The organism is Microcoleus sp. B4-D4, from assembly GCF_036705185.1.
Lineage (GTDB): Bacteria > Cyanobacteriota > Cyanobacteriia > Cyanobacteriales > Microcoleaceae > Microcoleus.
The window spans coordinates 1-19,602 of sequence record NZ_JAUBTX010000057.1 but is presented as its reverse complement, the minus strand read 5'-3'; the positions used below and the strand labels follow the sequence as shown (position 1 = coordinate 19,602).

The 19,602-nt window shown below is 45.6% G+C and carries 14 protein-coding genes; 7 read left to right on the top strand and 7 right to left on the bottom strand.

The annotated features are described in order from the left end of the window. The first annotated feature begins 394 nt into the window (after positions 1–394). The 3 genes from QUB13_RS26630 to QUB13_RS26620 all read left to right on the top strand — a co-directional run bounded on the left by QUB13_RS26630 (position 395) and on the right by QUB13_RS26620 (position 5,216). Positions 395–3,625: a PAS domain-containing sensor histidine kinase gene (locus tag QUB13_RS26630; RefSeq protein WP_333387106.1), complete on the top strand. Its 3,231-nt coding sequence runs from the start codon at positions 395–397 to the stop codon at positions 3,623–3,625. A gap of 20 nt (positions 3,626–3,645) precedes the next feature. After that, complete coding sequence (locus tag QUB13_RS26625) at positions 3,646–4,176, top strand: hypothetical protein (RefSeq protein WP_333387103.1); 531 nt, start codon at positions 3,646–3,648, stop codon at positions 4,174–4,176. A gap of 104 nt (positions 4,177–4,280) precedes the next feature. Then, entirely contained in the window at positions 4,281–5,216 is a 936-nt protein-coding gene (locus tag QUB13_RS26620) for a YwqG family protein (protein WP_333387100.1), read from the top strand. Positions 5,217–5,468: 252 nt separating this feature from the next. On the opposite strand, the gene QUB13_RS26615 is transcribed toward QUB13_RS26620, so the two are convergent. Next, on the bottom strand, positions 5,469–6,578 hold the full coding sequence (locus QUB13_RS26615) for an extracellular solute-binding protein (RefSeq protein WP_333387097.1): 1,110 nt from the start codon (positions 6,576–6,578) through the stop codon (positions 5,469–5,471). A gap of 519 nt (positions 6,579–7,097) precedes the next feature. Between QUB13_RS26615 and QUB13_RS26610 the strand changes: the two genes are divergently transcribed. Continuing rightward, entirely contained in the window at positions 7,098–7,571 is a 474-nt protein-coding gene (locus tag QUB13_RS26610; RefSeq protein ID WP_333387094.1) for a hypothetical protein, read from the top strand. A 406-nt stretch (positions 7,572–7,977) separates the two neighbouring features. On the opposite strand, the gene cobT is transcribed toward QUB13_RS26610, so the two are convergent. The 6 genes from cobT to QUB13_RS26580 form a co-directional block, all read right to left on the bottom strand. Next, positions 7,978–9,183 (bottom strand): nicotinate mononucleotide-dependent phosphoribosyltransferase CobT, encoded by a 1,206-nt coding sequence (cobT, locus tag QUB13_RS26605; RefSeq protein WP_333387091.1) that lies wholly within the window; start codon positions 9,181–9,183, stop codon positions 7,978–7,980. A gap of 224 nt (positions 9,184–9,407) precedes the next feature. Beyond that, positions 9,408–9,530, bottom strand: coding sequence for a hypothetical protein (locus tag QUB13_RS26600; protein ID WP_333386978.1), 123 nt, complete (start codon positions 9,528–9,530; stop codon positions 9,408–9,410). A 203-nt stretch (positions 9,531–9,733) separates the two neighbouring features. Next, positions 9,734–10,489: a DUF2232 domain-containing protein gene (locus QUB13_RS26595; protein WP_333386975.1), complete on the bottom strand. Its 756-nt coding sequence runs from the start codon at positions 10,487–10,489 to the stop codon at positions 9,734–9,736. Between the two features lie 305 nt (positions 10,490–10,794). Then, positions 10,795–11,292 (bottom strand): universal stress protein, encoded by a 498-nt coding sequence (locus QUB13_RS26590; protein ID WP_333092647.1) that lies wholly within the window; start codon positions 11,290–11,292, stop codon positions 10,795–10,797. A gap of 89 nt (positions 11,293–11,381) precedes the next feature. After that, on the bottom strand, positions 11,382–12,095 hold the full coding sequence (locus QUB13_RS26585; protein ID WP_194011402.1) for a Crp/Fnr family transcriptional regulator: 714 nt from the start codon (positions 12,093–12,095) through the stop codon (positions 11,382–11,384). A gap of 800 nt (positions 12,096–12,895) precedes the next feature. Then, positions 12,896–13,156: a hypothetical protein gene (locus QUB13_RS26580; protein WP_333386971.1), complete on the bottom strand. Its 261-nt coding sequence runs from the start codon at positions 13,154–13,156 to the stop codon at positions 12,896–12,898. Between the two features lie 115 nt (positions 13,157–13,271). Here QUB13_RS26580 and QUB13_RS26575 point away from each other — a divergent pair, with 115 nt between their 5' ends. The 3 genes from QUB13_RS26575 to QUB13_RS26565 all read left to right on the top strand — a co-directional run bounded on the left by QUB13_RS26575 (position 13,272) and on the right by QUB13_RS26565 (position 19,014). Beyond that, the gene (locus tag QUB13_RS26575) at positions 13,272–14,453 is read left to right on the top strand and encodes an RNA-guided endonuclease InsQ/TnpB family protein (protein WP_333386968.1); all 1,182 of its coding nucleotides are present in this window, start codon (positions 13,272–13,274) and stop codon (positions 14,451–14,453) included. Between the two features lie 362 nt (positions 14,454–14,815). Continuing rightward, positions 14,816–17,044, top strand: a complete 2,229-nt coding sequence (locus QUB13_RS26570) for a hypothetical protein (RefSeq protein ID WP_333386965.1) — start codon at positions 14,816–14,818, stop codon at positions 17,042–17,044. A gap of 83 nt (positions 17,045–17,127) precedes the next feature. Beyond that, a complete protein-coding gene (locus QUB13_RS26565; RefSeq protein WP_333386962.1) occupies positions 17,128–19,014 on the top strand; it encodes a hypothetical protein in 1,887 nt (628 codons plus the stop codon). The last annotated feature ends 588 nt before the right edge of the window (positions 19,015–19,602 follow it).

Sequence of the window (19,602 nt, the reverse complement as noted above, 5' to 3'; positions counted from 1 at the left end):
AGTCGATCGCAAAAGTACCTAGTTTGGGGACTGCCTTCGCTAGTATCCCAATTTTGCAAAAAGCATTTTTGTTTGAGTGCGAGCATCCTGCACAGCCCAGCCTACATCTAAGCGCAAACACTTTTGTGAAAGCGCCCGTTTGGATGCTTCCAACACACTTTAAATGAGAGCCGAAATAATATGTAAAAATAACTAAATAACACAATCAGATCGAACAGCAAAAAAACAACTTTTTCAAATATCAGGTTATTTTATTACTTGGTTATACCGGGCGATACCGAAGATTTTTATGATGATTGATTAACCGAATTGGACTTCAAATCTCAAATCTCAAATTGATAATTCCAGATTAATGTATCGCGTGTCATCTAGAACCGATTCAGCATCTACTACTATGGATCAAACTCAGTTAAATGACAGTCAGCTAAATTGTCCGCAGCTAACTCAAGTTGCGAGTTCTGAAAGATTTCAAGCAGGGTTGAAACCGTACACCTACAACTTATCTTTTACGAGAAAACAGCTAATCGGACTGCTGGCTTTACAAACAATCTTGCCAGTCGGATTAACGGGAGCAGCTTTTTTGCTAACATCAGCACTTGGCAGCAATCAACTGCAAAATCAAGCTAAATCAGAACTGAGCCTTAGTGAAACAAACTACAATCTCAAACTCGATCGCGCCGCCCGCCGTTTGCAAAACTCCCCTGACAGCGAAACGATCGCCCAAACAGCTTTAGCTTACAACAGCGACAAAAACTTACCATATTTGCAAAAGTCTGTCAAGGAAATTCTGGAAAATTATGTCAAAACAGGAGCAATACACAGTGCAGCTTTAGTGGGGAAAGATGGGAAGATAATTGTTAGCGTTAATCTCATCCAGGATGGACAAAGTTTTAATCCTCGGAAATTACTCTATCAAGTATTAGCAAAAGAAGAGCCAATTACGGCCAGCAAAATTATCGCTAAATCGGAAAATCAAAAACAATTGCCAACTTTGCAACCGGAATTGCTCGAAGATGTCCTTATAAATTACGCAGAAATTCCCGTAAGAAATCCTAATAATCAGACTGTTATTGCTGCTTTATTTCTAGGAAGAAATCTGAACCAAATCCCGATGGTTGCCAGTAGCGAAACCGTCAATTCACTCGTCGGCGGATTTTACGCTATTTTTGCACCACTTAATGAGGGCAAATATGTCTTGGTAAGTGGACAAACTGTTACGAAAAATCAACGGTTGCCAGACTTAAAGTGGATGGACAGATCGCTACTGTTATCTGCACGCGCCGCCGATGGCCAACCAGTTGCTCAGCAAATAAAAATAGGGAATCAGACTTATACAGTAGCAGCAAAATCTCTGAATAATTTAGCCGGAAAAGCCGCAGTAATTTTAGTCCGGGGCATCCCCAAAACCTCGATCGAAACTTGGTGGGGCAACAATTGGCTGCTGCTGGCCCTGTGTGCGGCTGGAGTTGTCCCCCTCGCTTTGGCGGTTGCAGTCGCCCGCCGGATTGCCAAACCAGCTAACTCTGTTTTACCAACAACCGATGGGAATTGGGCATCTAATTCTAGGGCACAACCGCTGCTGCAATCGGGGAAGTTCGATCGCGCTTCTGATAATTTATCCGATCGTATAAATTTGGCTGAATTTGGTTTATTTTCCAAAAAACCGAGTTTAGACGGTCAATTAGCGGTTGATTTTCAAGATAATTTTTTTTCGGGCGATGGAGGACAAATCGCCAATCCCGAAATTCCGCTAACTTTCCCACCCGGAGACTTGCATGAAAACTGGATTTCTCAGCAGCCGTTGCTGGTAAGTACAGAACTAGAAAAAAGCGCGATCGCCTTAAATCAAGTCCAAGAAGCTTGGCAAGATTTAAATCGCCTCAACTGGGAATTGCAGCAAGAAATAGTCGAACGCCAAAACACTCAAAAAGCCCTGCGAAAGAGCGAAGCACTGCTGCAAGCGATTTTAGACAACTCAACAGCAATGATTTACATCAAAGATGTTGACGGAAAATACCTGCTCACAAACAGCCATTTTGACAATTTGTTCCACAGGACAAAAGAACAAATAACAGGCAAAACTGACAGAGATATTTTTCCCGAAGACTCTTGGGCAGCCTTGCGAGAAAATGACCTAAAAGTTATCGAGACCTGTACGCCTTTGAGCATTGAAGAAGTCATCCCTCAAGACGACGGGCCGCACACTTATATTTCTCTCAAATTTCCCCTCTGCAACTCCAAAGGCAAAGTTTATGCAGTCGGTACAATTTCTACAGATGTCAGCGATCGCAAAACAGCCGAACTCACCCTAGAAAAAGCTAAAGCAGAACTAGAAATAGAAGTCGAACAGCGCACGCTATTCCTCAAACAAGCCAACCAACTATTGGAGTTTGAACTGGCGGCTAAAGTTCGCGGGGCGATCGCCGTCAGACAAATGACCGCCCAAGTAGCCCGACACGCCAGAACAGTTGACGGCATTCTCCGCGCTTCTCTAGATTTAATTTTTTTGGTCGATCGATCGGGAAAATACACCTATGTCAGTCGCATGGCCGCTAAAGCTGCCGGCATGAACGCCAGAGAAATGATTGGCAAAACCTGGCAGGAATTAGGCTGGTCGCCAAAAATTATGCAGCGAGTTCACCAAGAATGCGACACCGTATTTGCCACAGCCGAGTCGGTCAAAGGCGAAGTAATAGTCCCCACCGCCACCTGGGGAACCCGCGACTACGAATACATTCTCAGCCCGGTTGGGGGGACAGACGGCAGTGTGGAATCGGTGGTGGCGACGTTGCGGGATATCACGGATCGCAAAAATGCCGAGGCAGCGTGGCAGTTGGCCAAAGAAGCTGCAGAAGTCGCCAACCGCGCCAAGAGTGCTTTTCTGGCAAACATGAGCCACGAGTTGCGGACTCCCCTCAACGCGATTATTGGTTACAGCGATATGTTGGTGGAAGATGCCGAAGAGTTGGGCAATTTAGAAGTTGTCTCGGATTTAGACAAAATTCGCACTGCTGGCAAACATTTGCTGCGGCTGATTGACGACATTCTCGACATTTCCAAAATTGAAGCTGACAAGATGGATATTTACCTCGAAAGCTTTGATGTTGGCGGGTTAATTGAGGAGGTGGCGACAACTGTAAAACCGCTAATGGATAAAAACGGCAATACTTTGGAAGTGTTGATTGCTGAAAATGTCGGCGCTATGCACGGCGATTTGATGAAAGTGCGACAGGTAATGCTGAATTTGTTGAGCAATGCGGCTAAATTTTCGACTGATGGGACGATCGTGCTTAATGTCGAAAGAATTACCAGCGCAGAATTAAAAAATAAATATCAACCGAGGGTTGCTCAAATGTTAATTTTGGATTCAGACTTTTTAGTTTTTCGAGTTACGGACAGGGGCATCGGCATGACAAAACAGCAGCAAGATCGGCTGTTCCAACCTTTCACCCAAGCGGACAATTCGACTACTCGCAAGTACGGCGGTACTGGCTTGGGACTGACTATCAGCCAGCGTTTTTGTCAGATGATGGGCGGCGATATTGAAGTTAGCAGCGAGTTAGATTGCGGTTCTACTTTTACTGCTTGTCTGCCTGCTTCGCTGTTTAGGCGATCGGAATTTTAACTTTTTTGTCGCAATAAAATATGATGAATTACCACAAATTGCCCCACATAAATCAAAATTTACCCCGCAGACCTAGCATTTTGACAAAAAGTTTATTTTTGTTCTCAATTGCCAGTTCTACCTGCATCACGGCCTTGCTGTGGGGACAATCTGCGGCGTATTCCCAGCAGCGGTTTTGCCCGACTGGTGACATTGCGAATTTCCCGTCGCCGCCGCTTTCGCAAGCCGAACCAAGCGTGCCGAGTCTGTGGTTAGCTGAAAAACTGTTTGGTGGCAAATTGCTTGATCGCTGGTTTGTCGATCGCGATAACGCTTTGGTAATCATCATCGTCAACCGCCAACTGTGGAGTTTGCTAGACTATATCGAACGCTATCAGTTTGTCAACCGTTTCGGCACGGTTTCGAGCGAATACGGTTACAATCTGCGAGTTTGCAACCGTCAAGGGAAGGCTTTGGCGGTTTATTCGTGCAAGGGCGATCGGCTCAACTGTAAAATTGATTTAGAATCTCTGTCAAATCCAGGACTTAGAGGCAAAAAGAAAGGCTTTTAGTAGGGTGCGGCAGCAGCGATTTGTTTTCGGGATAATCGATAAATCAAAAGCTGACGCACCGTGCCTTTGAGCTAATAAATGCGGTTTATAATTCGTAGAAAAAAATGAAAACAAACCTTGAGCTTCCTGCTGAATTAGAACCTTTTCGCCAAGAAATTGAAAGTTCAGAAAAGCCTGTTATCAAAATCACTTACGAGCGAAAGGCGGCTGATTTCTGGTCAAGCAAATTTGGCGGAGTGCCTTACTTACCGAAAGGTGACGATTTTCCCAAAGATAGTGATGGAAAATATATGCACCTTTTGGCACAACTCAATTTTGAGGAAATTTTTGCCCAAGTGCCATATTTAGCCCCTTTTCCCACAAAAGGAATTTTACAGTTTTATATCGGTCGGACAGGTATGTTGGGAATGGATACAGAGAAGTTGGACAATCAAAAAGATTTCAAAATATTGTATTTTTACAAAATTGACAAAAATAATTGTCAAACAGATTTTGGCTTTTTATTGGATCTAAATGAGACATATTCAACTTTAAATAATCAAAAATTTAGTGGGTTGCAATTTGTTGATAAAAATAATTGTCCGATCGATAATCCTTCTTCCGATTTTATTTATGAACATTATTATTCACCTTTACAGCACCAAGATGTGAATAATTCTCAAGAATGTTTGGCTTTACAGTTTAGTTTTGACAATGCGTGGGTGAATCCAGCGGACTATCAATTTGATACTTTTTTTGAAGAACAAAAGCTTCAAAATTATTTGGATCTAATGAGTGCAGATGATAACAGATTATTTGAGTGGTATTCTGCTAATATATACAAGAATCACCATAAAATAGGGGGATACGGCTACTTTACGCAAACTGACCCTCGTGAGTATAGTCCGCAATACAAAGAACATAAAGTTGTACTCTTACACATGATTAGTGATGATGAGATTCGTTGGGGTGATTGTGGAGTAGGTAACTTTTTGATTCGTGCTGAGGACTTAGAAAATTTAGATTTTTCTCAGGTAATTTATAATTACGATTGTTCTTAAAATTAAAATACCAACACTTCAACCCGTGCTATTTTTTTATTTTTCTAAGGTACGTAGTTGCGCTTCAGCGCTCTTTGCAAGCATCTCATTTTTGTAAAAAGTATTTTTTCTTTGAATAATGTCCCGCTCGCCTATTGTACAATACGGGAGCGGGGACAGCACTATAAATGCCAAACTGCTCCTTGCTCCTTGCTCTTTCATAGATAAAAGAGCGCTGAAGCGCAACTACGTACCTCAAAACGTAGTGAAATTTTAGCTTTTCACTACTTGGCGAATTTCTTGCCAGAGCGATCGATATTGCTGAATCCCCGCCTCCCCGAAAGGCAGCATAAAGTCGCTAGCAGCAAGAATTTTAGCAGGCGGCAACAGCACGGGATTAGCGCGAATATCCGCAGGCAAATCCTCGGGTTTCATGCCGGTAATTATCGGCGAACTAGCCTTAGCCAGCAAAGATAACTGAGGCGCAATTTGAGGCTGCAAGCAAAAATCAATCCATTTTGATGCTAACGAAACTGCTTTTTTCGAGGCGGGTTCTACCCACAAATCCGTCCAAAGTGCAGTTCCCGAAACCGGAATTACTAAAGCAAGATCCTTTTGAGTTTGTAGCAGTGGCAGCAAGTCTCCAGAGGAACCGACAGCTAACCAAGTATCGCCTAAAACTAGCGGTTGCAGGTAAGCGTCGGAACTGTAAAATTTAACTTGTGCGTTCAGATTTGTGAGTTCTTTTTTGAGGTTTGGAACTCGATCTAATTGCTGCGTATTGTAAGATTTTCCCAGTTTTTTTAAGGTTAAACCGATAACTTCTCTGGCGCTATCCGGTAGAGAAATTCGATCGCGCAATTCGGGCTTCCACAAGTCACTCCAATCTGTCGGAGTCCACCCCAAAGCCTTAAATTTGTCGGTTCGATAGGCAATTACCGTACTTCCCCAGCGGTAAGGTGCCGCCCAAATTTTACCTTTAGCGTCCAATTCACCGTCATCGTTGCGCCGGACGAGTTTTTGCCATCTTTCGGGCAATTTTGACCAATTATCTAATTTAGCAGGATCGATCGGCTGAATCAATTTTTGTCGAATCGCCAAAGTCAGCCAATAATCTCCCAACATCACCAAGTCAGCTTGATTTTTGGCTTTCGGAATTCGTTTCCACTGCTGCAACAGCGCGAATAATTCTTTTAATTGTGCTTCCTGCGTTACCTGCAAAACCGGAGACGGTTGTAAGTCGCGGCTAAATTTGCTTGCGAGTTGGGCCGGAATACCGTTTTTGAGCGATCGAATTTTGAGAATGGGCTTCGAGTCGCATCCTGCAGCCAATTGACTTAAAGTTAGGGTGGCTGCACCCAATAGCAAAGACCTTCGTTTCACCTGTGAACCCGTTTTATCTAAATATTAAGCGATCGTGTTGTATTCAGCCGCCAGAAAAATAATAGTTTATTGAGTCCGGTATTTGGCGCTGAGTTGTTTTAGTCCAGGAGGCGCGGGTGCCCGTCACCTTTGTTTTTAGAGAACATTATTCTCACGCTACCCGCAGTCAGGGTAAAAAAACTCAGGCTTGAAGGTCTTCATGCGTCCGGGAGCGTGTTTTATTTCTTTCTGAAACACAGAGCCATTGTACTAGGTTTTGGTGCGATCGGAGTTTGTTTTACCGAAAGCGCTGGTGGCGCACAATTAATTTAACGGAAGACTCCGCCATCCCACTCTCAGAAACCTGATTGTATAATTCTCATTAAAGGTTAGAACGAAGTGTCGGGGTTAACAAACCTCGTTTCAGCCTCCAAGACAAGCTAAAATCTAAAATTTAAAATCTAAAATCCTGAAACTGAGTCCCTAAATCTACCGTCAGGATTTGAAACACAACAATTACCTCAAAAATTAAATAATTTAGTGATAAATGCCAGTTATGTAAAGATTTCCCTAGAATGTAAAGATATAAGTCACGAGCCAAAGGATGATGGTATGGAAGCGCTACGCCAGCAAGTTACAGTATTGAGTCAACAAGTCGAGGCCCTGTATAAACTCATAGAAAATCTCAATGAAAAGTTATTAGAGTCGGCCACGGAAACGAAGCAGGGCCAGCGGCATATCGACGATCGCCCCAGAACCGTAGGAAATGACCAAACCTCGTCAGATCAAACCTACAGCCGTCTCGACTTGTTCCTCGAACACAAGGACGTACTGTTAGATGACAGCTACTTCGACAAGAATTCTCAAAGCCTGGAAAAAGAGCACAGTACAGAAATTCAAATCCAGCGCCTCACTGCTCAGCTAACAGCAGCATACAATCGAATTGCAGCCTTAGAAGAACAGTTGCTCTCCAAAAGAATATACTCGCACCACGTAGGCGGCGGGTCTAATTAAATATTGCTGCTGGCGATCGGGCATTAATTGCAGAAAAAATACAAGTAGCGTAAATTTCGGCTCGTCAACATATTATAGAGAGATTGCATGGAGTTTTTTCTCTCCCGCAATTAGCATGAAAAACACTGTATCTAAGCGAAATATGGTGTAGGAAATTCTGTAAATCTGAGAGCCAAGATGCTACAGAAAATGATATAATTATCCAGCTAAAACGAAGCGGGTTGAGCGGCACAAGTAGCTTCACAGTTTGAGGGGCGCATCTGAATTTTTAATGTTTAATTCCTAAAAGTTGGATCTTTGCAGGCTGCTTCGAGCATCTCCGGCTTGGTAAAAAGTATTTTTTTGCTTGAATGCTTGAGTGCGATCGCCCCCCGAAGCTAACCCTAAAATATACCTCTTGCAAAAATCACAAATTATCTAAAATTATCTGCGTCGATTTGTGTTGCATCTGCGTTTCATCTGCGGTTTCTGTATCAGATGCTCCCCTGGCTTTGAGAGGATTCGTCTCATGTTTAATTTCGCATCGCGAGGCTAAAGCTTCAACAGCTTGGAGAAGTTGAGCCGGAGTCCAATTTGCACTCAGCCCGCTGGCGATCGCGCACGCTCCAGCACCCACACCCTCTTTAACATACCCGCGATCGTAAGCCTGCAGTTGCCCGTAGCGAGAACCCGCAAAACTGAGCTGCGCCGCCAACAGAGGCACACCGCCGATATCCTTAGCAAGTCCTACCGTGTCCCCTGTCGGGTCTTCGACCACCCAGCGCGTAGTCCCCACCGCAACTTGTTCGGGACACCATAACAGAGCATATTCCCGCGCTAAGGCTTCAATCAAAGCGTAGACTGCCAGCATTTGCGTGCCGCCAGCCAAGAGCACCCCACAAGTCCGACTCGCGGCGATCGCCATTCCAGCCACCGCTATCTGCATCGGATCGCCCACCGCCGCTACCAAATCCAGGGGAGTGCTATTTTCTCCGCCAATTTTCCACTCAGCATTATTGAGTCCCGCTGTCACCGCAGCCAATTTTTGAGCGTGATTGCAGCGAGGGTGAGAACTGTTAACTTTGCCCGCCGCCGCAATTCCCAAACCCATTAACACCGCCAAAGCAGTAGTAGTTCCCCCAACTACGCACTCCCCTAAAATTAAATAACTGCCATTAGTTTCGGCGGCTAATTTAGCTCCCCAAATTAACCCTTGTTCCAGCAAATGTTTGACTGTTTCGAGTTCTAAAGCATTGCCCGAAATCAGACATTTTGCTGCAGTACCGCCCAAATCAATTGCAGGTACCGGAGGCGGCAGGGGTAAACCAGCATTAAACAGGTAAAGGGGAAGTTGCAAAGCTTCGACTACAGCGCGAGAGATCAGTACCGGAGAAGCACCGGCTTCTAGGGGTGGCAAAGGATATTGGGGCGAGGGTTGGGGGCCGTTATACAAAAATTCTGCATCCGCCAAACAAGTAAACTGTCGATCGCGCGGTGTTGCTCCGGCCGCCGAAATCCCCGGAATTAAGCCTGTCGCGGTGAATCCTAACACGCAGGCAAATATCGGTTGCTGTCCCTGATGGCGATCGAGCCACCGCTTCCCCTGTTCAATTTCTGTATAAATGCCAATCATTTATTAGTTATGAGTTATTAGTTATTAGTTATGAGTTATGAGTTATTGGTTATTGGTTATTTGTTATTTGTTATTTGTTATTTGTTATTTGTTATTAGTCATAGAAAATGGGTAATGGGTAATTGGCGATCGGGAATTAATCTTTCTTCTTCCGTTCCGATTTGCTTTTAAATTCTGACTTCTTCCCTCAAAATACCTCCCTTAAATCCGTTAAATTCCGTACATTATTCGTTTGCAGAACTTCCCTCTTCCCTCAACATCAATCCGTTACATCCTTTAAATCCGCTACATAATCCGTTGCCGAACTTCCTGACATCCGTGAAATCCGTTACAAAATTTTTCTTCATTCTTGCTTCTTCCTGATGACGTTGTACGGAAAGCTCGGAGGCGACAGCACTAATGACTGATGACTAATGACTAATGACAACTAAGAGGGCGGGCACGCACCATCCACCGCCCCTAATGACTAATGACTTCTTCCCTCTTCCCTCTTCCTTCTTCCTTCTTCCCTCTTCCTTCTTCCTTCTTCCTTCTTCCTTCTTCCCTCGTATTACTCTTCATAATCAATTAAAACTTGCACCCAGCGCGGCGGCCGCGGAATCGGGTTTCCCAAACGATCGAGCAACAGCAAAGCTACTAAATGTACGACAAATAAATAAACAATATTGTTAACCAAAATCATCCCGGCGGCGATCGCCCCAATTGCGTCCAAACTCGGCACCATCAGCCAGCCCAGCTTCACAAACGCCCATTCCACCATCTCTGTTACCTGCACAGTGATGTAAACCCAGAGATCTTGGCCCACCAAAGCTGACAGCAGCCAAAACCGAAAAAAGAAGCCGACAGTACCAATTAGCGCGCCCACCATAATAGATAAAGACCAACTCGCTTTGCGCCTCCAAAGTCCTCCCAGCGCCACTCCCATAATTCCAAAAGGAATCACGTATAAAATGCTTCGCGTCGGGCCCATGAGTACCGAAAGCAGCAAACCCGATACCAAAGCTGACATCCAAGCGGCTCGGTTTCCCCAGCGCAGGTAAACCAAGGCGATGGGGAGCGGGAAAAAAACCCGCAGCAAAGGCCCCAGCGGAAAGTAATAATTTACCAGCCAAATCAAGCTAGCCGTACTTGCCAAAAATGCAGTTTCTACGAGCCTCAAAGGCGCTTCCCCGCCAGCGCGCGCCCCCCTATCTGGATTTGGGCGATCGCCAGCCAAATTTGAAATATCTGCAGTTTGGGGATCGTTATTTGTACTGGGTGAACTGCTCGAATTAGACGCGGCATCTGCTGACAAAAAATCACTCATCCGATTTTAGATTTTAGATTTTAGATTTTAGATTTTCAGGGACTTGGCGCTGGCTGATTCCCGGTTTTTGATTCCCGGTTTTTGATTCCCGGTTTTTGATTAGACTTGAGTTGCACAAGTCTTCGATCCAGAAACCGCAGATATCGGGCAGATGCAACACACCCTATAGCAGATAATTTCAGGGTATTTTCCGATTTTTGCAATTCAACTCTATTTGGAATTTTTGATTTTAGGAGAAACCGGGTTTAGATGCCTGCGCCAGTCTTATTTTAGATTAATTTTATCCGCCCAACTTTGGGGCAGTATCATTTTTCGGGTTGAGCGTCCTGAATTACAAAAACCGAACAAGATGCGTGGTGAACCACATAATTGCTGACACTGCCGAGGAAAGCTTCTGTGAAGCCCGTCCGGCCGCGCCTCCCCACTACTATTAAATCTGCGCCCCAATTTTCGGCAGCTTCACAGACAGAATGCCCTGCATCTCCATCCATTTTGCAGTCAAATTCTACTTGCAATCCTTGTTGAGTGGCAGCGTCGCAGTAATTTTTTAGCAAACCCGAAGTCTTTTCGATCTCTCTTTCCTGCCGCAAACGTTGAGCTTGATAAGCTCGATCCATTAACTCGACATTCATGCCCAAATCTACTGGAATTGGTACTGCCACCTCGCCCAGTGTGTTGACAGTAACGCAGTGAAATAGCATCATCTGAGCTCGATCGCCCACAGCTAATTCTAGAGCTTGACTGAAGACGCGCTGGCCCAGTTCAGAATCATCAACGGCGGCGAAAATTTTCTTAAAACTCACAGCTTTACCTCCAGCGGGAAATCATCAATATCAGTTAATTAACAGAGAGTGCTTTTTAATTAGATTCTCATTAGCAGTCTCTGATACTTCTAGACTAACAGACGCTCCAAGGCGTGAAGGTCGGGAATGCACAAAACGTCACGTTCGCGCTGAATTGTTCCTTTTTTTTCCAGCTTGCTGAGCACTCGCGTTACTGTTTCCCGAGCCAGCCCGCTGAGGCTGCTCAATTCTCTGTGTGGCAGGTTGGGAATTTCTGTGCCTCCTGTTTCCAGGATTTTTTTGCCTTGCCCCTCTGCCAAAAATAACAGAATATCTGCTACTCGCGAGGTACTGTCCGATTCTCGCAAACGCAGGCGGCGGTTGACTTGTCGCAGGCGGCGAGCCATCAGTTGAGCTAGCCGAATGCCTGCTAGCGGTTCGGTATGAATGAGCTGCACAAAATCTTGAGCTGGCATATTCCCGATCAGTGTCGGGGCTAGGGTGATGACATCTGTCGATCGCGGTGTTTCTTCGATCGCTGCCATTTCTCCAAACAATTCTCCTTTCCCTAAAATATTCAGTGTTACTTCTTTTCCGTCTAGGTTGTAGGTACGAATTTTTACCCAACCATCCAATATAAAATACACAGATGTTCCCCAGTCATTTTCCAGCAAAATCACTTGATTTGACGGATGACTCCGGGTAACGATGTGGACAGTTGCTCTTTCAATTACAGGATCGGGTAAACCTACAAAAAAAGGAGTTGAAACAATCAATTGATTTATATTAGACTGCGGATCTCGGGTGTTAAAGCGGTCTTCCATGAGGCCATTATTTTAATTTACGCGCTTGAGCTGCGCTGGGCAGTTAGAAATAGTTGGCAGCCGAGTCATTCGATGAGAAATTCAAAATTTGAGAAACAACTATCTCAAATCGGCAATTTTACCTCTCAAGTTAGGCGGTCTATCGGTCGAATATGGAAATTAATACCTTCAAGTTCTGATTGCGAGCTAGAAACTAAAGAATATACCATAATTTTTTAGATATATACCGCAAAGCAAATTTTATTAACAAAATTTAAGCAGCGTGGCAAGCTGCTTGTGCCGATCGAGTTAACGAAGACCAGCACTTGACGAAAACAAGCTTAACACTGTTGAGAGATTTGTGGTCAGCCGGCTCAGCAGTCGATCGGCACGGAGAAACACCACAAGCGGGCACACCGGGTATACAGCGACCAAATCGACCGCAACCGCTGGGAGTCTAATGATACCATTAATCTCTCTAACCACGAATACAGATCAAAAGCTATCATCGGAGGTTGTTCCCATCAACTGTAGCCGGATAAAGCTGAATTTGGGACACCTAAATCCTAAAATTTTAGATTGAAGATTAAAGAATTGAAGCATTGGGAATGAGTTACTGGATATGAGTTTGGGTTAGGGACATACAGTTGCATTGTTTTTTTGAAACGGTAATACCAATTTCATAAAGTAGCGCTAGATATTACCCCCCCCAACCCCCCCCTTATTAAGGGGGGGCTAAGAGTTCATCTATAGCACATCTTTAGAAAAATGGTATAAGTAGGGCGAGCAGAATTAATTACACTTGCAAATAGCCCCAAGGGCTAACCAGCTTCAAGAGTCTTTTTGTAATTAATGGGGCGTTTACCGATCGCCAATTGTTTGAGGTTTTTTCTGTCAGAGTAAGGCCTTCTCAACCCGGTTTTTGAGACAATCGCGGCCCGCCAGCCAGAGACGGGCGATCGAGAAACCGGGTTTTTGAACTGCGACGCGCGAACTGTTCTGCTTTCGGTGAAAGAGCGAGATAGAATGGCTGGTGGGTGCGGCCCGCCACAGCCGCCAGCCGGTGCCAGCCTGCATTTCATCAGAAATTTGGGTTTGAAACCCCGTCCTTCTAGGACGGCTTTACATGAATTTTGTTAAGATATACCATTTCACACAAGACGTGCTAGTATGTGAAATAGCGTAGTTAAGGTCAGCATGACACTAAAAGCCTTCAGCTATCGATTCTACCCAACGCCGGAACAAGAAAGTTTGTTGCGACGTACTTTGGGTTGTGTTCGTTTGGTCTACAACCGCGCTTTAGCCACAAGAACGGAAGCTTGGTACGCAAAACAGAAACGGGTAGGCTATGCTGAGACTTCTTCAATGTTAACTGAATGGAAGAAAACCGAAGAACTAGATTTTCTGAACAAAGTTAGCTGTGTGCCATTACAGCAATGCTTGAGACATTTACAAACGGCTTATACCAACTTTTTTGATGGGCGGGCAAAATATCCTAACTTCAAAAAGAAACGCAATGGTGGTAGTGCAGAATTTACCAAGTCAGCATTTAAGTTCAGAGATGGACAAGTCTACCTAGCCAAAAGCACACAAGCGTTACCAATTCGCTGGAGTCGGACACTACCTGATGGTGCAACACCTTCAACCTTAAGCGTAAAGCTTGCACCATCAGGTAGGTGGTCAGTTTCTCTGCTGGTAGATGTTGAAATTGAAACACTACCCAAAACAGATAATCAAGTCGGCATCGACCTGGGAGTTACAAGCTTGCTCACTCTAAGCACTGGCGAAAAGATTGCCAATCCCAAAGTATTCAAGGCAAAGTATCGCAAGCTTAGAAGATCGCAGAAAGCTTTAAGTTGCAAGCAAAAAGGGTCAAACAACCGTCACAAAGCACGGATTAAAGTAGCGAAAGTGCATCAAGAAATTACTGATGCAAGGAAAGATCATCTTCACAAGTTAACAACACGGTTGGTGCGTGAAAACCAAACCATCGCCGTAGAAGACTTAGCTGTGAAGAATCTGGTTAAAAACCGGAAACTTGCCGCTTCTATAAGTGATGCAAGTTGGGGGGAATTAGTCAGACAACTAGATTACAAGTGCGATTGGTACGGTCGTACTTTAATTAAGATTGACCGATGGTTTCCGAGTTCAAAACGGTGTGGCAATTGCGGACATATCGTTGACAAGATGCCGTTGAATATCCGGGAATGGGATTGTCCTAATTGCGACACTCACCATGACCGAGATATTAATGCGGCAAAAAATATTTTGGCGGCAGGGCTTGCCGTGTCAGTCTGTGGAGCGACCGTAAGACCAGAACAGAGTAAATCTGTTAAGGCTGGTGCGAAATCCCCGTCAGGGACGGAAGCAGAAACCTAAGTCGTGAGTCTTAGGAATCCCCGTGCGTTTACGCCGGGGTGGATGTCAACAAGTCCAGCTATCCCTCTTCGGGGATCATCCCTGCAGTCGATCGGCAAAAACGGAAAGCAGCCACAGAATTTGAGAACATTTGCAGTTGATAGAAGCCAGCATTTGATGCGGAAGTACCAGCTAACCTATGATGGGTAATAGAAGTCATCCGAAGGCAAAAGCAAAAGATTAATTCAAAGTTGTCATAAAATATTAGTCGATTATTTACAGGCTCGCATTCAGATTATTCTATCTATTGGCATAGCTGCCGCCTGACTTCAATCTTTTTTCAACAAAATTTCTGCCAAGCCGCATTCCCAGAGGTTCCGCCCTTGAATTCTCAGAAGTACAAAATTCAAGCACTAATTGCTGAGATTGACGAGGTACTCAGCAAGCCCGCCCCCCGCTTGCCTTGGACGGGTTCTCTTGATACTGTCCACCAGCGCCAACTGTTAGAGCGAGTTCGCGCTTACCTGTTTTCCCAAGACTCAAAGCTAGCAATTCCCAACAGGCCGCCGGCCCCAAACGTCCGCCCGGTACCAGTTCCAGTTCCAAAATTGCCGATGCCGCCCGCAATTCCCTCAGCAGCAGAGCAAATTATGCTTGCCGTCACCGGAGAAATTAGCAACCTGCGTTCGAGCCTGACGGGGCCGCTGCAACAAGACATAGAAGCTCTGCGACAAGAGCAGCAAGCTCTAATTCAAGAAATCAAACAGCTAGAAGCACAACGGCAGCAGCAACAATCCCTAGCTCAGCAACAAGCTAACCAACAGCAAATCATTTCTGAATTCTTGCAGGTGCTCAGAAGCCGCTTGACAGAAACCTTGGATCGCGATTTGTCCCAAATTTTCGCTACCCTCGAAAATCAGTTTTTGCCAAGCAGTGCAGCACAATCCGAACAATCTGCTTTAAACCCACAAACTTCAGAAGAACTCCCGCTGCTGACACCGGGTCAGAGGTTGGAGCAAATGCAAAATTTCCAAGCTCGTGCCGACAGCCTGCTGATGAGGCTAGATTCGACGATGAATATGGCCTTCGACGGTTTGGAAACAAATTTGCAAAGCTATCAAGCTTCCTTGGGACAAGGGCTCGAAAATATGTACGGTTTGAGCCAGCAGAGCGAGGCAATGTTCGCGGCTTTTGTTAACCACTTGGCGACACAGTTGGGACGAGAAGCGTCTTCCTACGTTCAGCAGCCGATATCCGTGGAAAACCTCGAAACGGCAGCCCCAAGCGCAACAGACAGCTCTGGTGTCGCTCCTGCTATCTCAAATCGGGCGATCGAACCGGATGCGCCTGCTACCCGTGAAAATCTGAGCGGCGAACTGCCAGAACAAGACAGATTTCCCTACGCCGGTACGGAAATTTCTCAGCAATTGGGACAGTTGAGGCACGATCGCGATCGTATTGAAACTCCTCTCTCTCTCTCGGATTGGGAAGATAATTTGTTCGGTTCTACACCAGAAGAACCAGCATCTGTAACTCTGTTGTCCGGCGCTGAGTCGGAAGATATGTTAGCAGAAAATGGCGAAGATGTTGAAGATTTGTACGCAAGTTTGTTTGCGGAAAAAGAAGTCGCAGAATTAAAATTAGAACTCGAAGAGTTTACTATAGAAAATACTGAAAGTGCTGCGACCAATAAAGCGGTAATATCTCAAAAGGCAGGCGAGGAAACTGCCGAAATCCTGAATGATGCGGAAGATTTGTTTGTAAATCTGATGGATGAAGGCGAATCGCTGGAAGATTATTTGGGAGAAGATTCAGACTTTGTAATCGGTGATTCGATCGAGGATCTAACTTTAGATAGTGAAGATTTATTTGAACTGCAAGTTGCAACAGTACCTCAAGTTTCAGAACCGCCAGCCAAAAGTTCGATCGCGCCGCAACTTGATTCGGACGATCGACCAAATCGAGCAACGGCTAAAAACCTAGGCGATAGTTCCGACACTGCAACATTACCACAGCCGCCGACTTTGAGCGCGACTCCTGAAACTAGCCCGAAGCAAGCCAGTGCCGCGCGCCTCCCAAGTGCTCGTGATGTTCGCACGGGCGAGTCCGACGCATCTTCGCAGCTATTAGATGATGACTACATCCAAGCTTCGCCGGATGAGGATTTGCTGCCGGTTGAAGCATTAGAAGATGACCTCGATCGAGCTCTAAATTTGGATAACAATACTCTGGAACTGTTGGAGACAGACCTCTACAATCTGGAGGGATTGGAGGGATTGGAAAATACGGCCCAAGGGCGATCGAATTCAAGTGCGGTTAGCAGCTTTAATTTGGCGAATTCCTCCGACGACGGTGCAGAAAATCCCTTTCCCGAAACCCTAGAGGAAGAATTCGGCACGCTGGAGGATTTGTTCTCCGATGTGTTGGAACTCTCATCTGAAGATGAACCGTTTGTTTTGGAAGACGAACTTGAGGATGATTTGTTTGTTGAGGAAGATGAGTCAAAGTTGACGCTAGACGACATTTTGGCTAGTTTGACTCAAACCGATCGAGAAACTGCAGAAACTGACGAATTGCGATCGACTCCAGCAGAAAGTAAAAAAAAAACCTAATTCCCACAGAGAATAAAACAAAAGCTGTTGAGGCGAAAACCAAGCCTAGGGAAAGCGCGCAGCAGCAAGAGTCGCCAGCAGATTTGGTTCCCAGCAAGATCGCCCCTTCCTCCTCTCAATCTCCAAAACGCCGGAATTCTCGCTGGTATTTGGGCATTGATTTGGCATCGGGCGGACTGTCGGCTGCTTTGGTCGATCGCACCAGCGGCAAGTTGCACCCGATTTACTGGGAAACACCGCAGGCCCCGGAAGCCTCGGCTACCTTTCGGATTCCCTCGGTTGTGGCGGTGGAGGAAACAGTCCCAAGCAATGCAGACCCGCAGGTGGCTTGGCCAGGGGAAGAATTTTTGCTGCAAAATTTTAAATTGCCTTTAAAAGTGACCATTCCTTATCAGCGAGAAGCTGCAGGGATGTACGAACCGCTGTTGCAGTGCTATGGCGGGGCTTTGTCGGTGGCCATACCGGTGCAAGGTGTGCGGGCGCTGCTGGCTACTTTGAATCCCCGCCTGCGGGGGCAAAAAGTTGGGGGATCGGGGGAAGTTTGTAAAGCTTCGGGACTGACTGCTGAAACTCTGGATACGGCACTCTCTGAGTTGCAGGGTGTAATTTTGGGGACTCCGGCGGGCTGGTCGGATGCTTATCGGTTTAATCTGCGGGAGGCTGTTTTGGGCGCAGGTTTGGTGGCTTCGGCTTCGCAAATTTTTGTGGTGCCAGATGCGATCGCCACTTTAATTGCTGTTGTAACTCCTGTCAAAAATTCCACAGAAGTGCAATCTTCGGCGCTCGATTCTATTAGCGCCAAAGTCGCAGAAGCTGTACCGCTAACTGTGAATGATGGGGCTTTTAGCGGGGGAACTTTGATTCTGAATGCGGGGGCGACAACGGTGGAATTAGCTTTAGTTGATTTGCCGTCCAATCTTGAAAGTTTAACTCGTGCTGATTTTACTTGCCAAAGTTTTGATGTTGCTGGCGATGCTTTCGATCAGGATATTGTCTGTCAGTTGTTGGCGAAAAATGAAACTTGGGGAATGTCGGTCGATTTGCCGCGTCCGGGGCATCCCGATTTGCCTAGTCGCTATCAATTGCAGCAGCGGTTGCAAGGTTCGGCTTTTGGGCTGCAATTGTTGGCAGCGGCAAGGCATTTGAAAGTTATTTTGCAACATCAAGAAAGTTTTGTTTTGAATATTGGCCAGCAGCATTGGGATGTGAAGCGCAGAGATTTGGAAAGTCTGGTTTTAGTGCCTTTTGTGCAGCAGTTGAACCGCGAATTAAATGCTTTGCTCAGCCGCGCGGGAATGTCGCCGGCGGGGATCGATCGCGCGATTTGTACTGGAGGTATGGGCGCTTGGCCTGCGATCGCCCGTTGGTTGCGACAGAAGCTGCCCAATGCGATCGTCGTTCAAGACAGGCTAGACAGGGAATTTGAGGGCGATCGCAATATTTCTGAGTCACACAATTCGGCTGTTGATTCTGTATTGCCAAGCCCAAACTCTTCAGAAAAAATTGGTTTAGTTGCCTGCGGGTTGGCGAGTTTGGCTCTTTATCCTCAAATTTTGGATGTGCCGCAGCAGTACAGCGACTTTTTTCTGCTGTGGGAATTAATGCAGGTTTTGAGTGCCCAAACTCAGAGTTTTGAGGAAATTTTGCAGTTGTTGGAACGCCAAGGCGTGAATACCCGCACCTGCAGGCCTAGGATTTTGGAGATTTTGGCTGGAAAATTGCCGGCGGGACTTTTGCCGGAGGAGCAAGATTTCATGTTGCTAGCCCAGGAGTCGAGGCAAAATCCTGATTGGCAAGCAATTTTGGCTGAGCCGCTTTTCTTTGAGGATGTCTCGCGGGGTTATCGCTTGAATATCGAGCACGCTAGGCTTGTGCGCGAATATTTAGGAAAACTCGCCGGATTCAGCCAGCAAAAATTTTTAGAACCGCTCACCATTGTTTGGGATGTTGACACACCGAGCGATGAGTGAAGGGGTGAAAAGCGGGTTTTGGGCGATCGGGATTGCTCGTTACCAGGAAGAGCCTGGTAACGAGCAATCGCTTAAGTGATTAAATTTTCATTCCCGATCAAGATGCTTGCTTGCAAGTAATATTGTTTCCGGTAGCATCGGAATGATTTAACCTTATTAGTACGCAGAGTACACAGAGGAAGAGAATACATATCTGAATCATTCCGATGCTACCGGATTTGATATCAGTCTGATTTGCAAAACAATTTGGGTTGTCTTAAGTCAACAAGCTGCGTGTTAATATACCTGCTGTTTTGGGTTGTTAGTTTGTCGTGAGCTGTGGATGAAGATCGAGCTAAAAGCTGTTTTGCTAAAAGTAAAAATGTTACCAAAAAATGTTAAATTAAGGGCAATATTTTGTAAAAATATTGCCCTTAATTTTTGTTCATCTCCCTCTCCCTTGACTGATGACTGATGACATCATTTCTGGTCGATTGACAACGATATGCCCCATGCCCCATGACCTGTTTAGCCAATTCCCAATTCCCAATTCCCAATTCCCAATTCCCAATTCCCAATTCCCAATTCCCAATTCCCAATTCCCAATTC